This is a genomic window from Bacillus sp. LQ16 (genome assembly GCF_057784645.1).
Map to the genome: position 1 here is coordinate 1,136,245 of NZ_CM173491.1, position 16,400 is coordinate 1,152,644.

Here is a 16,400-nt window from a genome sequence, read left to right on the forward strand (position 1 = left end):
TTGAGGAAAAAAGTTGTGATCGTCGGCGGAGGCATCACTGGATTAACAGCAATGTATAACTTACAAAAAAATATTCATGAAAAAAACTTGCCGATTGATACATTACTTATAGAAGCATCGGGTAAACTTGGCGGAAAAATTCAAACCGTTCGAAAAGATGGATTTACAATTGAGCGCGGACCGGATTCTTTCTTAGCACGAAAAGAAAGTGCAGCTAGATTAGTGAAAGAATTAGGTCTCGGCGATGAACTTGTAAATAATCAAGCCGGTCAATCATTTATCCTCGTAAACAATCGGTTACATAAAATGCCGAATGGATTAATGATGGGAATTCCAACGCAAATTACGCCGTTTCTATTTTCCGGGCTGTTCTCCCCAATTGGTAAACTAAGAGCTGGTTTTGATCTATTAATGCCGAGGTCAAAGCCAGTATCTGACCAATCACTCGGACAATTTTTCAGACATCGTCTTGGAAACGAAGTGGTTGAAAACTTAATAGAACCGTTACTATCGGGTATTTATGCAGGGGATATTGATGAAATGAGCTTAATGTCAACATTTCCGCAAATGTATCAAATTGAGCAGAAACATCGCAGTATTTCACTCGGTATGCGTACGCTCGCCCCGAAAGAAGAGAAAGCAGAACCGAAAAAGGGAATCTTCCAAACAGTGAAAACAGGTTTAGAATCTATCGTAGAATCTCTCGAAGCAAAGATGCATGAAGGTACGATAATAAAGGGAACTCGCATTGAAAAAATTGCAAAACAGGGTGATGGTTATACGATTACTCTTAGTAACGGAAAAGAAATAGAAGCGGACGCCATCGTAGTGGCAACTTCGCATAAAGTATTGCCGTCCATGTTTGCTCAGTACAAGCAGTTTCGTTTCTTCCGTAATATTCCATCCACATCCGTTGCCAATGTCGCACTTGCTTTCCAAAAATCTGCAATCCAGCGCGATATTAATGGTACAGGATTTGTCGTATCACGAAATAGCGATTACACGATTACAGCATGTACGTGGACGCATAAAAAATGGCCACATACAACGCCAGAAGGAAAAACACTCCTTCGCTGTTACGTTGGACGTGCTGGTGATGAAGCGGTTGTAGAACAAACTGAAGAAGAACTCGTTCAGCTCGTACTAGAAGATTTACGAAAGACGATGGATATTACAGAGGATCCAGAGTTTACAATCGTAAGTCGCTGGAAAGAAGCGATGCCTCAATATACTGTAGGCCATAACGAGCGAATGAAAAAGCTCACAACATTTATGGAGAAAGAGTTGCCAGGTATATACTTGGCAGGTAGCTCCTATGCTGGTGCTGGACTTCCAGATTGTATTAATCAAGGTGAGGAAGCTGCAAAGCGTGTATTATCTCATTTGGAGAAAGTAATAGATGCTGAATTAATCGCACAATAAACTATAAGAAACGCCTTCAATCATATTGAAGGCGTTTCGTTTATTATATAAAATATTTATTCGCCAATAAACATATATAAGTTATTTGGCTTTATAACGGCATCTCCTGCATAAATAACCCACTCTGTTAAGTTATCAAAATCTAAATGATAACTATTTCCTTCACTCATATCTTTTATAAAATATGGTTCATTAATGAGTATTCCTTGAATGAAATCTTCCGTAATGTTTTGCATTTCAAACCACATATGTTCACTTTTTCCTTCTTCGTAGGAGACACCAAACTTAGCAAGGAAACGAAAATCTTCATTTGATTGTTCAATATGAAAAATGTTGCTGAAATACCCGAAAGTATTTTTCGCATTGTAAGCCATACGAGCCGTTTCACTATTTGTTTTATAGAACATGAGCCCTGTAGCTTCCTCGTGTTCTTTGAAAAAACTTTCAATATATTCTTCTGAAGTATTAAATTTGAATAAGAGAACGGATGGAGATTGATGGTATTCATCTCGGGCATCCATTCCGCCTAAGAATGTATTTTGTGCATCTATTGGTTGTAGTTTCACTTCCTCATCCTCGATTGAAGATAATTGGTCCATACTCGTTTTATGCCCTATATAAGATAATCCTTTTTCCCACGGAACAGCGACTGTATGTATAGAACCTTGCTGACTATGCGCGATAACGATAGGCTCATTCATAGGGACTTGTCCATTCTCAACGGCATTATTAGCAAATGTTTGAAAGAAATCGCCAATGCCGTAGTAGGAAGAAATGCGATTTGGAATAATTAACTCTATTTCAGTTACGCCTGCTCTTAAAAGACCATGTGTATGAAACCAATATTGCGTAGGCTCATCATCTTTATCGTCTTCATAAACAGAATGAATAACGTACAAGTCAGGAATGTCAGGTAATAATTCATTTTCAACGTGATATTCAATATAGCTTCTAGATATCACTTTCATTGCTGCACTTGAATCGATTACAAATAACAAATCTGGGGCGAGATTCCATAAAAACTGTAACTGCTGGAAAAAGCAGTCCAGTACATCGCCTACAAATAGCGTACGAGTGAAAATTTCAGTGCCGAAAGCCACATCTTCAAAATTACGATCTACAATTGTAGAATCTTGTCTATTGTACATTTTATATTCTTCTGGGTCGTTCGCCTCATCAATATGCAGTTCATACGGTATGACTGTTTCACCCATATGTAATTCAACAATAAGGCTTGTCTCATCACTATAAACAATTTTTAACTCATCAACTTTAGTAGCGATAATTTCTAGTCGGTGTTTTAACTGCTCAATTGTAATTCTAGTTGGTATAACAGCAATCATATCTGAAAAATGACGTTCTAATGTTCCATTCATAGCTGCGCGGTATGTTTCTGTTTGCACTTCCATCCAATCACTCCTATTCAAATGAATCCATTTTACATGCCAATCAAATGTCGATATTTTCTGTTTTCTCTCCCTAACATTATAGAGTGCATTTGTAGAAGGTGTAAAATTATTATTTTGTATTATAGTTTGAAAGCTTGTAAATTAAATAAATCTTTTGTAAAATTTGTCGAAATATAGTTCTATATAACGAATCATTTGTTATGATAGAAATGCTGAGGAAATATGAAATAGGGAGAGGAAAATGGCTGTGAAGAAATTGTTAAGCGTCTTTTTATCATTCTTGCTATTGCTTTCATTTACTGGAACTTTAGCGCAAGCAGAAGAAACTGCTTCTATGTCAGTAGAAAAAGCAATTCAAGTATTTAAGCAGCAAGGGAAAACGAAGGGGATTGTGGAAGGATATATTGTTGGATATACGCAAAGTTCTTCTAAATATACGAAGGATCCAGCTAAGTTTGATGATACAAACGTAGCAATTGCAGATTCACCAAACGAAACGAATCCAGACAAAATCATGCCCGTTCAGTTGCCAAAAGGTGATGTGAGAACGGCAGTGAATGTAAAAGATCACCCTGAAAATATCGGGAAGAAAGTTAGTTTGACTGGGACTCTTGAATTATATTTTAGTAACCCAGGTCTAAAATCAGTAACAGCTTATAAGTTTCAAGGTGAAGGACAAAACCGTGTTAGCGATGTAGTAGCTTCACCGAACGGCGGAGAAGTTGCTAAAGGAACAGCGGTAACATTAACGACGAATACAGAAGGCGCAACAATCTACTATACGTTAGATGGCTCTAATCCTACTAATAAAAGCGTTCGTTATAATGGACAAATTATAGTGAATGAAAATAGTGTAGTGAAAGCAATCGCAGAAAAAGAAGGACTTACTTCTTCAGCAATTTCGACATTTTCATTTATTATCGTAAATAATGAACAGGTTCGTATTCATGACATTCAAGGAAAATCACATATGTCTCCTTACAACGGGAAGAAAGTAAACAATGTGGAAGGCGTTGTCACAGCGCTTGATAAAAACGGCTTTTATATAGAAGATAATCAGCCGGATAATGATCCAGCTACTTCAGAAGGTATTTACGTATATAAAAAAGATGCGAATGTAGCAGTAGGGGATCTTATTCAAGTTGATGGAGTAGTAGAAGAATATGTTGGACCAGGATATGCAGAGCGATTTGAAACAGACTTAACGACGACAGAAATTAAGGCGAGTCGCGTTGCTGTAATCGCAAAAAATCAAACTTTACCAGCACCGATTGTACTTGGAGAAAACGGTGTGAAAATCCCGGACCAGATTATTGATAATGATGCATTTGGTTTATTTGATCCAAATGAAGATGCAATCGACTTCTATGAAAGTATAGAAGGTATGCGTGTTACGATGCCAACACCAAAAATTATTACACCTCAGAAAAACGGGAATTTATATGTAACAGTAAAAAATGGTGGAGATAAAATAGTAACACAATATGGGACACCTCTATTAGATGAAAATCAATTAAACCCAGAGCGTCTTTCTGTAAAAGTACCTCGCGATTATGTAGCAAAAGTAGGAGATACTTTCACTGGAGATATAACAGGGGTAGTAGGATATGATTACGGTTCTTTCCGTATTTCGCCAATAACAGAACTGCCAGCTGTAGTGGATGGTGGATTTAAGCAAGTAGGCGCAAATATTCAGCCACGTCTTGATAAGTTAACGGTTGCTACATATAACATTGAAAACTTCTCAGCGAATAAAAAAGAAACAACAGATGAAAAGGTAAAAGCGTTAGCGTATTCTATTAAATACAACTTAAAAATGCCAGATATTATCGGTGTAGAGGAAATGCAAGATAATAACGGATCAATTAATGACGGTACAACAGATGCGTCATTAAGCGCAAAACGTATCATTGATGCAGTCCTAGAAATTCGTGGACCGAAGTATGAGTATGTAGAAATCGCTCCAAACAATAATCAAGACGGAGGAGCACCAGGAGCGAATATTCGCGTCGGCTTCTTCTATAATCCATCACGCGTGAAATTAGCGACGGTACCAAAGTTACTTGATAAAAATGTTGCTCGTATTGGAGACGAAAATCCATTATTTGAAAGTACCCGTAAACCGTTAGCGGCAGAATTTACGTTCCAAGGACAAAACATTGTTGTCGTTGCAAATCACTTAAACTCAAAACTAGGAGATGCAACGCCATTTGGAAAAGTGCAGCCGCTCGTATTAAAAAGTGAAGACAAACGAATTCAGTTAGCACAAGAAGTAAATCATTTCGTGCAAGGAATTCAGAAAAAGAATACGAATGCACCAGTTGTCGTGTTAGGTGATATGAACGATTTCGAATTCTCTAAACCACTAAAAACACTAGAGGGAACAATCTTAAAAGATATGTTAAACACAGTGCCAAAAGAGAATCGTTACACGTACATTCACGAAGGAAATGCACAAGTGTTAGATCATATTTTAGTAACAAATAATATCGCACCGCACACAATTGTAGATCCAGTGCACTTAAACTCAAACATAATGAAAGAGCACGGACGTGTAAGCGACCATGACCCAGTACTTGCTCAAATTGATTTGAAGAAAGCTTCTTAAAGAAAGGAACGCTTAGGTGACTAAGCGTTCTTTTTTTTCATTGTTATAGAATAGTATAAAGAGATGATTCCTTTTTTTGTAATCTAATGATAAAATTGATTGAATATTTAGTTTTTTAAAGGGGGACATCAATGCAGTTACAAATAAATGGAAAGTTAATGAATCAGCTTGCAATTTTTTTTAGTACGATCGTCATGCTTCAGTTTGTAGCTGATGTAACAGGACTTACAAGCAATCTAGATATTACGTATAACTTAATTAATATAACAGCTTCTTATATAACATTTAGTTTGGCGGTTATTTTTACTTTAATAGGTGCAAGAAGAGAATTAAGTAAATATGCAATTGTTTCATTATGTTTAGTAGTAGCGATTAAAGCGATTTATTTTGCGGTGTTCGTTATCTTATGGGGATTGGCAGGTACACCGTAAAGGGGAGGATGATTATATGTAATGATAATAAGAGCGTAATTCTCTATGTTAACTTAGGGAATTACGCTCTTATTCGTTCAATGATTTAGTCTGAAATTACTTGAAACGCCTTTCTACACCGCTCTCTTCTTTGCAACCTTCTTCTATATTTTTTTCTATCACGTTTTACTCCTTGTATATACATGATTAAGCTAACGAGGAGGAAGAAAGTGCATTGCATCGTTAAAATATACGGAGACATGCCATGCAACGGTTGTTTTGGGTCATATAAATGAAAAGGCGCTCCGCCTATTGTAGGGAATATCGTATTTAGCAGGACGTATGGAATGGAGGCAACTGCAAATGGGAAAAGAATCGCCATATAGTCCTTTTGTGACCACGCAGATGCTGCAAGTCCTAAAAGGGCCATTAAACCTGCAAATAAAAAATTAATTCCGATATATACAGCAATGTAAGTGAGGGGAGATTCGTAATATAAGTTTGCAAACATCCCATTATCATTTATAATGCCTGAACCAGCAGTCGGTTCTCCGTCTGGAATGGTTAATTTGCAAAATAATAACGATAAGATGAATGGAAATGTATAAAGAAATCCGCCACAAAAGAATGTAACGATATATTTCGTTACTGAATAAGGGAACAAAGAAATCCCTTTACTTACAAACGGTTTAAAACCATCTGATTTATCCGAATTGTAACTTGTACTAAAGGGGAAACTAGCAATAACGGGCATTAATAATAAATAAACATCCATTTCATTGTCGCGAAATCCAATCCATTTAAAAGCTGTTGTTACAAAGGCATCCGTTCCATCCCCAATGTAACGAATTACATAATAATAATGGTAAATAAAAATAAGAGCTAGTCCACTAAACATAATAATTAAAGAAACACGATTACAAAAAGCTTGCTTTATATTTAAACGAAGCGCACGCATCATGACTGAAAAAGCCTCCACTGTTTTGATAAACTTGTCTATTTTCTATATTACTATTAATTGTAAAGATTTTCTTGTTTTTTTATTTGATTATTTGAAAAAGAGGAATTTTGTTGTTGTGAAGTAAGGTTTAGCTGAAATTAATTTTTCTAAAATATGGTTGACAATTAAGTATTACATTTGTAATCTTAATTGTAGATTACAAATGTAATACTTAGGAGTGAAACATACGATGACAAATCAATTACCTAAAATATCTGAAGCGGAATTAGAAATTATGAAAGTACTTTGGTCGAATTCTCCACAAACAGCGAATGAAATTATAGAAGAACTGGAAGATGCAATGGACTGGAAACCGAAAACAATCCGCACATTAATTAATCGATTAGTACAAAAGGAAGCCGTTTCTTACCATCAAGATAAAGGGCGAATGTATGCTTATTATCCGTTAGTATCACAAGATAATTATTTGCAAGTGGAAACGAAATCTTTACTAAAGCGTTTTTGCGGTGCAGCGTTTAAGCCGTTACTTGTTAATTTTTTAAAAGAGGAAAAATTGTCTTCAGAAGATATTAATGAATTAAAACGCATTTTAGATGAGAAGACAGAGGAGAATAAGAGGAAGGATCGATAAAAATGATAGACACGCTTATAAATGTATATCTTCCTCATTTTTTTGATTGGCTTATAGAAACGTCACTTATGGCCAGCATATTAGTTGGATTTATTTTATGTATAAAAGTTCTATTTAGAAATAAATTAACACCCCGGTGGCAATATATGTTGTGGATCGTATTAATGATAAGACTCCTTTTACCATGGTCGCCAGATAGCTCTTATAGCATTTACTCATTACTTTCCTATAGTTCTAGTGTATCGGAAGTTATTCCAAAAAATATGCCAGCTACTGAGAATATAGTGAACATAGAAAGCGACCGTAAAGTGGAATTGGAATCAAATCCTAAAATGGTGACAAAAACTAGCGAACCGGAAGTAGAAGTCAGTTCGGAAAAACAGACTACATTTTCTTTATACAAACTTGCTTTGTATGTGTGGCTAGCTGGGGTAATCATATTAGCAGCCATCACGTTTCTTACAAATAGACGGTTATATTCGTACATAAAGAAACAACCGGATATTACGGATGAACAGGTCATTACAGTGTTTGATCGCTGTAAGCAGTCTATGAAAGTGAAGAAGGCAGTTTCCTTACGTTTAGCAGGAAAAATTGCAAGTCCAACTGTGTTTAGTTTCTTCCGCCCAAAAGTATTACTATCAAAAAAACATATGAAAGTATTAAATGAGCAACAATTACAATATGTCTTTTACCATGAGTTAGCTCATATTAAGAGAAAAGATGTAGCTGTAAATTGGATTATGTACAGTTTAATCCTATTAAATTGGTTCAATCCAATTCTTTGGTACGCCTATTTTTGTATGCGAGAAGATCAAGAATTGGCATGTGATGCATATGCACTTACTTTTATAGATAAAGAGGAACAAATTGCATACGGTCATACAATTATTACCCTTTTAGAACATTATTCCTATCAAGTACCAAGCCTAGCAAATTTAAGTAGAAATAAACGAACACTAAAAAGGAGAATCGTTATGATTAAAAAATTCCAAAAGAAATCGTATCGTCTTTCTTTACTTGGGATTATTGCGATAGCAGCTATAGCAGGCGGATTTTTATTAAATGCAAAGATAACTGAGGGAGATGAAAGACAGGAAGAAAAAGTTGTAGAAAAAAAGCAATCTAAAGCAGCTTTTGAAAAAGCGATAGAAACAGTATTAGGTACACCAGAGAATGCAAGTAGAGAATGGGGTATGTCAATAAAGTCATATAAAAGGGATACAGATTTTTTGTATTTGGCAGAAAAGAATTTTACAAAAGAAGAATTTGAGCAGTATGTTCAATTATTTAAAGAAGCTAAAGAAATTCATAAAAAAGCAATGGTTAATAAAAAAGTACCTGAGAATTATGATAGAGATACAAAGGAATTTAAACGTGAACGTTTGAATAAAGCTGATCAAGAAAGATTAGCTAGTATTGAGAAGAAATTAGTTCCACTTTCGGAAAGGGTGGAGAAGTCTTTAACATATACTATAGAAGAAGCGAAAGAACATGTACCGTATCAAATTAAGCAGCCGACTTATATACCTGAAGGTTATGAATTAAAGAGAGAATGGGCTGACTCATATTTTGGAAGAGATGTAGAATTAGTTATTAAATCAGAATATACAAAAGGAAAATATGGTTTTACAATTTACCAGTCAAGGATGTATATGGATGGTAATGTTAATGGTGGTAAGGATCCGCTACACTATATGATGCCTGGAGTAGAGAATCTAGAAAGTTATAGTTTAGACGGGAAAGGAATGGTCTATAATAAATCTTCTCATGGAGAGGGTAAGTTAAAAGGGCTCAAAATGTTTGTACCAGAACAAGGAAAGAATAGTGAGTATCAGATTGTCATAGTGAATGATATTTTTACAAGAGATACAAAGATATACGAAGAGATAATCGATGATGAGCTAACTAAGAAAGAAATGGAGAAAATATTACTTTCTATGTCAAAATAATAGACAGTGTTCTTAAACTTTTAGTTTTAAGAACACTGTCTATTTTATTAAATTTCTAGTGGGATCTAGCCAGCAATTATTATGAATATATTCTAGCTTTCCATACAAGTATACTTTTTGATACACTATGGACAGTATGATATAACTTGACTGAAATCTTTTATACTGGAAATAATAAAAAGAGAACTTGTATAGAATGTAAGCGTGTGGTAATATCAAAGATGTACTGATTGACTATATTATCCAATTGGTCATTTTTGGAGGTGACAATGTGGCGATAGATCGAAAACGTTCTATTATTGAAGCTGCAACAAAGTCTTTTTCAGCGTTCGGTTATAAAGCAACAACGATGGATCAAGTAGCGAAGTTAGCGAATGTAGGAAAAGGAACGATTTATACTTTTTTCAAAAATAAAGAAGAGCTATTTGGTGAAATTATTTCTAATTTAATTACAGAAATGAAGCAAGTTGCAGAAAATGCAATTCGTTCAGATGTTTCATTTTTTGAAAATGTACATAGAGCATTATATAGCATCTTGGAATTTAGAAAAGAACATCAGCTCATGATTAAATTAATTCAAGAAGAGCGCGATATGGGAACGAAAGAAGTACAAGAAGTTATGCAACAAGTTGATGTGGAAATCGTTTCTGTTATTCAATCGTATTTAAAGATTGCGATTGAAAAAGGTGAAATTAGCAAATGTGATCCAGAAATTACAGCATTTATTATGCTTCGTCTATATGTATCGCTTATTTTTGATTGGGAAAAAAATCATGAACCGCTAGAAAAAGAAAAAATTGCAGAGTTATTTGAACTTTATTTACTAAAAGGATTGTCAAACTAAGATAATCCTTTTAATTTTATAAAAGAAATGACCGAATGAACAATGTGGTCATATATTTAAGTTAAGGGGGGGATATAGAAAAATTATAATCATAATGAGAAAAAGTTGCATAGTAATAAATTCGGGGATAAGGCATATGTATGAACAAGTATAGCCTTTTTGTTTGGGTAAAAATGACTATATGAACATTTTGGTCATTTATAAAAGGGGGAGAAATTATGAAAGGGAATCAGTTACTTCGGAAAGAGTTCACGGAAATTATAAAAAGTAAAAAAATATTAATTCCAATTATTGCGGTCTTATTCGTACCGATTTTATATGCAGGGATGTTTTTGTGGGCCTTTTGGGATCCGTATAAACAGTTAGATGACTTACCAGTTGCAGTAGTCAATTTAGATAAAGGCGCAGTATTTGATGGGAAACCAATTGAGGTCGGAAAAGGGCTCGTTGATAATTTAAAAGATAATAAAAGTTTTAAATGGGAGTTCGTAAGTGAAAAAGAAGCAAAGAAAGGAATGGAAGGTAGAAAGTATTACATGTTAGTGCGCATTCCAGATGACTTCTCAAGTAACGCTACAACGTTACTAAAAGATAATCCAAAGCCATTAAATTTAGAGTACATTCCAAACGAAAGCTTAAACTTCTTATCTTCACAAATTGGAGGAACAGCTATTGAAAAGATTAAAATTGAAGTATCAAGCACGTTAACGAAAACATATGCAGAGAAAATGTTTGATTCTATTAAAGACGTCTCAAAAGGATTAGCAGATGGAGCGGAAGGGGCGAATAAACTACATGACGGATCAAGTGAATTACATGATGGTTCAAGTAAAGTGACGGATGGCCTTCATACACTTCAAGGGAAATCTGGGGAGATGAAGGATGGAGTTCAGAAATTAGCAGATGGATCTAATAAATTAGTAGATGGATCAGGCAAAGTAACAAATGGTTTAAATACGTTAAATAGCAAAACAGGTGAAATGCAGATAGGTATTGGGAAATTAGTAGATGGGTCAGGCAAAGTAACAGATGGTTTACACGTATTAAATAGCAATGCAGGTATCGGAAAATTAGTAGATGGATCAGGCAAAGTAACAGATGGTTTACATGTATTAAATAGCAATGCAGGTATTGGGAAACTAGTAGATGGATCAGGCAAAGTAACAGATGGTTTACATGCATTAAATAGTAATACAGGTATCGGGAAATTAGTAGACGGCTCGGGCAAAGTAACAGATGGTTTAAATACGTTAAATAGTAAAACGGGTGAATTGCGTGATGGATCTGAGAAAGTGACCGGTGGCTTGAACAAATTAGTAAGTAAATCCGATGAATTAAAAATAGGAACAACTGACCTATCAAATGGTATGGGAAAACTTGTTGAAGGGCAAAGTCAATTAGAAAAAGGGTCTCGAGAAATTCAAAAGGGATTGCAAGATTTAAATAGTAACGTACAAAAGTCTGCTGCAGGCTTAGAGGAAATGCAGTCGAAAGTTCCTTCTATATTGAGTACAGTAAATGAGAAAATAGATGGAGCTGGGGCGAATGTAAATCAGTTAAATGAACTTACACAATCAACAGCCGGAGATGCTAAAAAAGCAGCGCAAGAGGTAGCGAATTTACAAAAGCAAATTGAAAGTTTACCAAAAGAATATCAAGAGCAGTTACAACCATTCATAACAAGTGCTGTAAAAAGTACAGCGACAGTTCAGCAAAAAGCTGCCGGAGTAGCAGGTGGAACAAATAAATTAAATGAAGAAGTAAAACAAGTAAAAGTCGAAATACATCAAACAACAAATGGATTGCAAAACAAATTACCAAACCCAGCAGGGATAAAAACTCTGGCAGGTGGTATTGAGAAACTAACGAACGCACAAAATGAATTTGTTAGTAAGTTTCATGGATTTGGTGAGGGATTAGATAATGCAAAAATAGGTGCCTATAAATTAAAAGATGGATCAGTTCAATTAATTGATGGAGTAACGCAACTCCAAAGCGGATCTGGAAAAGTGACAGCAGGATTAGGCCAATTATCTGCAGGAGTAAATCAATTAGCAGATGGTTCGGGTCAAGTAACAGACGGTTTAGGAACATTATCTGTAGGAGTATCCAAATTAGCAGATGGTTCGGGTCAAGTAACAGGCGGTTTAGGAACATTATCTGTAGGCGTAACGAAATTAGCGGATGGTTCGGGTCAAGTAACAGGTGGTTTAGGAACATTATCTGTAGGAGTATCTAAATTAGCAGATGGTTCGGGTCAAGTAACAGATGGTTTAGGAACATTATCTGTAGGAGCAAACCAAATGGCAGGTGGCGTAAATCAATTAGCAGATGGATCTGGTCAAGTAACAACGGGCTTAGGTACTCTAAATGGTGGCATAAATAAAATGTCAAATGGCTCAACCCAGCTAATCGACGGCGTAAATAAACTAGCAGATGGCTCAGGAAAAGTAACAGATGGTCTCGTAAAAGTAAATGACGGCTCAGGTGAACTTGCAGAGAAACTTGGCGAAGGAGCAGAGAAAACTGGTGAAGTAAAAGGAACGGATAAAACGTATGATATGTTTGCAAGTCCTGTAAAAGTGAAGACGGAAAAAATAGCGGAAGTTCCAAACTATGGAACTGGATTTACGCCGTATTTCTTATCACTCGGTTTATTTGTTGGGGCATTATTATTATCTATCGTATACCCATTACGCGATACAGTTGGTGTTCCGAAATCAGGATTTAGTTGGTTTGTTAGTAAGTTCGGCGTGTTACTATCAGTCGGTATTATTCAAGCGATAGTAGCAGATGTTATATTACTGTTCGGATTGGGTGTAGAAGTACAAAGCATTCCATACTTCATACTCTTTAGTATCATTACAAGTTTAGCGTTTATCGCATTAATTCAATGTTTAGTAACAGCTTTTGGTGATGCAGGTCGTTTTATCGCCATCATTACATTAATTATGCAGCTTACAACAAGTGCTGGAACATTCCCACTAGAGTTGATTCCGAAGTTTTTACAACCATTCAATGCTTGGTTACCGATGACATACTCTGTATCAGGATTGAAAGCAGTCGTATCGAGTGGAGACTTTAACTTCATGTGGCAAAACATAGGAATGCTCATGATCTTTATCGTTGTATTATCACTTGGAACAATCGCCTCCTTAACTTTGATGCACAAACGACAATTTAAAAATGTTGCTGAAAATCAATCGGTTGAAGCGTAAAAAAAGCACCTTTTTGGTGCTTTTTTATTTTAATAGAGGGCATTTTTTCCTTAGTTCATCTATAAATCTTTCTAAAAGCTATAGAAACGAAAGAAAAGGAATTACAACAATTTACAGAGAAACATAGGGTAGAGGAGTTGATATGATGAGAGGCAATCCTACTTACTATTTTATCTTATATCCATTAATCTTCTTTCTCGTTTTCTCTCTTTCACCTATCTTGTTTCAGAAAAAAGAATATACGAGTATGAAAGATATACTAGGGATACTTTTATTTTACTATGTGCTAATTAGTGGATATTACTTTATGGATGTTGTAAGTGAAAGAATGAAGAAGGATAGTAAAGATAAACGATAAATTTTATTGTATAAAAACTGATGGAGGATAAAAAATGACTGAAAGTGAAATGAAATTCCGCGATACGACCATTCGTAACTTTTTCGATAAAGAGGATCGTTTAAAATCGATTCCAGGTCAAAAGAAGAAAAAACTAGTATTGTTGGAGCATTTAGTTAGCAAGTTAAATGCTGAAAATCAATATACAGAAAAAGAAATTAATACATTTATAAAACAATATCATGATGATTTTTGTACAATTAGACGTGAATTTATTGTACAGGGGTTTATGGATAGAGAGGATAATATGTACCGTATAAACGGGAGAGAAGTTTGGACGAAGTGGGAGGAGTTAAAATAATGAATCAGCGAGGGGATCCCCGCTGATTATAAGCCTGTGCTAGTCTTGCTGTTTCTTTGTAGTAAGTCTATGAACGCTTCAACATTCGAACTTGTAATGTATCCAAGCGTTATATATTCATCTTCATAGTAAAATATTATTTTTTTGTCAAAGATTCTTCTCTTCGTTTCTACGGATAATATTTTTTCATAATCAAATTCGGCAATGAATGTGTTTTTATATTGGCTAAAAAAGAGAAGTCTTCTATTAGTAGCAAGTAACATGCCAGGATACGGGACTTTATGCGTAATCATATAGCCAGTAAGTGAACATTTTAAAGTAGATAAAACCTTTTCTTCTTTATGTAATAGTTGTTTTGCAGCTGTTAAGATTGGATTCATTGCATACATTCCTTTTATTTTGATGTATGAATATTGTATCAAGAGTAAAAAGATTCTCAATATGTAATATTGCATATTGGACGTTTTATAGTTTTAATATTATTTTTAAAAAGAAAAAGTACGAGGTGATTCAATGATACGGTTAGTAAAAGAGACTGATGCAGAAGCAATTATGAATATTAGAAAAGAAATTATATTATCGGAAACTACTACAAAATTTTTCATAGTATCCCCACAGAAGTTACCGAATGATAGTAATGCAGAAAGAGAAAAGATACGGAAAAGCAATGAGAAAGGTAATCTTTATATCGTGTATGAAGTAGATAGGAAGGTAGTTGGCTTTTTACTTTTCACCCGATATGAACTAGAACGATTACAACACGCAGGCACAATGGGAATGGGGATTAAAGAGGCGTATTGTAATCAAGGCATCGGCACGAAATTAATTGAATTTCTTATTAGTTGGGCTAAAGGGCAGAAAGGTTTAGAGAAAATTTGCTTAGGTGTAGTTTCTGTTAATGATCGGGCAATTAAAGTGTACAAACGTATGGGTTTTGTAGAAGAAGGAAGACAAAGAAAGCAAATAAAGTATGAAGATGGATCATATGGAGATGACGTATTGATGGGGTTTTATATTGAATAAAGGATATATGGTATTAAGAAAAGGAATGTACATAACGTAAATTTCTAAAAGTAGTATATTGCCCCTGCATTAACAGACTTTTTCCTATGTATAATATTAATATAGTAAAATCATAACAACCGATATTGCAGTTTCCAATAATATACTATATAATCAATTTAAGAAAACGTTTTCATGCAAAGGGGGAGAATTTCGTGTCGACTATAGAGGACGTGGCGAAATTAGCGGGGTTATCAAGGACAACGGTTTCTAGGGTGATTAATAATCATCCATATGTTTCAGATGAGAAGAAAAAAAGGGTTCAATTAGCAATGAAGCATTTAGGCTTCGTTCCTAATTCTGCGGCGAGAAGGCTTCGTAAACAAAAAACGGAAACAATTGCGGTGCTAGTTCCAAGGGTTACAAATCCTTTCTTCAGTAGATTTATTGAAGCAATCGAGATTGCTGCTTCTGAACATAAATATAAACTGATTATTTGTCAAACAAGATATTTACCGGAAAAAGAGATGGAGTATTTACAATTATTATCTACGAAACAAGTAGATGGGATTATTCTATGTTCACTAGAAAATCCGTGGGAAGATGTAGAGCCATACTTACAGCACGGTCCAATCGTGTTGTGTAATGAATATATTGAGGAAGCAAATATTCCAACAGTGAAGTTTGATCATGCGCAAGGAGCATACATAGCTGCGAAGCATGTGTTAGATCAAGGATATCGTAATCTTATTTTTTGCCGTGGTAACGAAACCAAAGTCGTTAGCCAGCAGCGAAAAATGGGCTTTTTACGTGCAATAACTGAGAAGAGCCGCCAAGTAGAAGCGATTGACTTTCTTGAAAACGCTTTCTCTTGGGAAGATGGAAAACGAATATTCCATGAAGTATTGAAGGACAAAAAAAATCCTACCGCGATTTTGGCAGGAGGCGATGAGGTAGCAGCTGGAATTATCTCAGAGGCGAAACGCCATAACTGGAGCATTCCAGATGATCTCGCTGTTATCGGTTTTGATAATCAAATATTATCGCAGATTACAGAACCAGGTATTACGACAATTGAACAGCCAATTGATGAAATGGCCCGAAAAGTTGTCGACCTGATGATGGATAAAATCCATACGAAAAATTATCGAAAAAAAGAATTGTATGAGTTTGAACTGGAGCTCTTGGTGAAAGGTTCAACGATGAAGGATAAGATGTTATTAGCCTAGTAGACTATGTCTGCTA

At 35.2% G+C, this 16,400-nt stretch carries 14 protein-coding genes; 11 read left to right on the forward strand and 3 right to left on the reverse strand.

All coding sequences use genetic code 11. The annotated features are described in order from the left end of the window. Window positions 1-1,422: a protoporphyrinogen oxidase gene (hemY, locus tag AC3EMB_RS05735; protein WP_488517574.1), complete on the forward strand. Its 1,422-nt coding sequence runs from the start codon at window positions 1-3 to the stop codon at window positions 1,420-1,422. 56 nt (window positions 1,423-1,478) lie between these two features. On the opposite strand, the gene AC3EMB_RS05740 is transcribed toward hemY, so the two are convergent. Then, complete coding sequence (locus AC3EMB_RS05740; RefSeq protein ID WP_488517575.1) at window positions 1,479-2,831, reverse strand: DUF4026 domain-containing protein; 1,353 nt, start codon at window positions 2,829-2,831, stop codon at window positions 1,479-1,481. A gap of 241 nt (window positions 2,832-3,072) precedes the next feature. Between AC3EMB_RS05740 and AC3EMB_RS05745 the strand changes: the two genes are divergently transcribed. Together AC3EMB_RS05745 and AC3EMB_RS05750 are read left to right on the forward strand one after the other, a co-directional pair. Continuing rightward, entirely contained in the window at window positions 3,073-5,439 is a 2,367-nt protein-coding gene (locus tag AC3EMB_RS05745) for a DUF6359 domain-containing protein (protein WP_488517576.1), read from the forward strand. Window positions 5,440-5,570: 131 nt separating this feature from the next. Then, window positions 5,571-5,870, forward strand: a complete 300-nt coding sequence (locus tag AC3EMB_RS05750; RefSeq protein ID WP_423117987.1) for a hypothetical protein — start codon at window positions 5,571-5,573, stop codon at window positions 5,868-5,870. An 85-nt stretch (window positions 5,871-5,955) separates the two neighbouring features. Here AC3EMB_RS05750 and AC3EMB_RS05755 read toward each other — a convergent pair whose 3' ends face one another. Continuing rightward, window positions 5,956-6,810 (reverse strand): hypothetical protein, encoded by an 855-nt coding sequence (locus tag AC3EMB_RS05755; protein WP_423117986.1) that lies wholly within the window; start codon window positions 6,808-6,810, stop codon window positions 5,956-5,958. 229 nt (window positions 6,811-7,039) lie between these two features. Here AC3EMB_RS05755 and AC3EMB_RS05760 point away from each other — a divergent pair, with 229 nt between their 5' ends. From AC3EMB_RS05760 to AC3EMB_RS05785, 6 genes are all read left to right on the forward strand, one after another. Beyond that, window positions 7,040-7,441: a BlaI/MecI/CopY family transcriptional regulator gene (locus AC3EMB_RS05760; protein ID WP_000184503.1), complete on the forward strand. Its 402-nt coding sequence runs from the start codon at window positions 7,040-7,042 to the stop codon at window positions 7,439-7,441. 2 nt (window positions 7,442-7,443) lie between these two features. Further along, entirely contained in the window at window positions 7,444-9,393 is a 1,950-nt protein-coding gene (locus AC3EMB_RS05765) for a M56 family metallopeptidase (RefSeq protein ID WP_423117985.1), read from the forward strand. A 271-nt stretch (window positions 9,394-9,664) separates the two neighbouring features. Further along, window positions 9,665-10,237, forward strand: a complete 573-nt coding sequence (locus AC3EMB_RS05770; RefSeq protein WP_000963378.1) for a TetR/AcrR family transcriptional regulator — start codon at window positions 9,665-9,667, stop codon at window positions 10,235-10,237. A gap of 218 nt (window positions 10,238-10,455) precedes the next feature. Then, window positions 10,456-13,455, forward strand: a complete 3,000-nt coding sequence (locus tag AC3EMB_RS05775) for a YhgE/Pip family protein (protein ID WP_488517577.1) — start codon at window positions 10,456-10,458, stop codon at window positions 13,453-13,455. Window positions 13,456-13,597: 142 nt separating this feature from the next. Continuing rightward, entirely contained in the window at window positions 13,598-13,813 is a 216-nt protein-coding gene (locus AC3EMB_RS05780) for a hypothetical protein (RefSeq protein WP_071731576.1), read from the forward strand. Window positions 13,814-13,847: 34 nt separating this feature from the next. Beyond that, entirely contained in the window at window positions 13,848-14,153 is a 306-nt protein-coding gene (locus AC3EMB_RS05785; protein ID WP_016513156.1) for a DUF2087 domain-containing protein, read from the forward strand. A gap of 26 nt (window positions 14,154-14,179) precedes the next feature. Here the strand turns inward: AC3EMB_RS05785 and AC3EMB_RS05790 are convergent, their stop codons facing one another. Continuing rightward, a complete protein-coding gene (locus tag AC3EMB_RS05790) occupies window positions 14,180-14,533 on the reverse strand; it encodes a PH domain-containing protein (protein ID WP_053565061.1) in 354 nt (117 codons plus the stop codon). A 133-nt stretch (window positions 14,534-14,666) separates the two neighbouring features. Here AC3EMB_RS05790 and AC3EMB_RS05795 point away from each other — a divergent pair, with 133 nt between their 5' ends. Further along, complete coding sequence (locus AC3EMB_RS05795; RefSeq protein WP_053565060.1) at window positions 14,667-15,176, forward strand: GNAT family N-acetyltransferase; 510 nt, start codon at window positions 14,667-14,669, stop codon at window positions 15,174-15,176. Window positions 15,177-15,370: 194 nt separating this feature from the next. After that, on the forward strand, window positions 15,371-16,384 hold the full coding sequence (locus AC3EMB_RS05800) for a LacI family DNA-binding transcriptional regulator (RefSeq protein WP_327905037.1): 1,014 nt from the start codon (window positions 15,371-15,373) through the stop codon (window positions 16,382-16,384). Window positions 16,385-16,400: the final 16 nt, after the last annotated feature.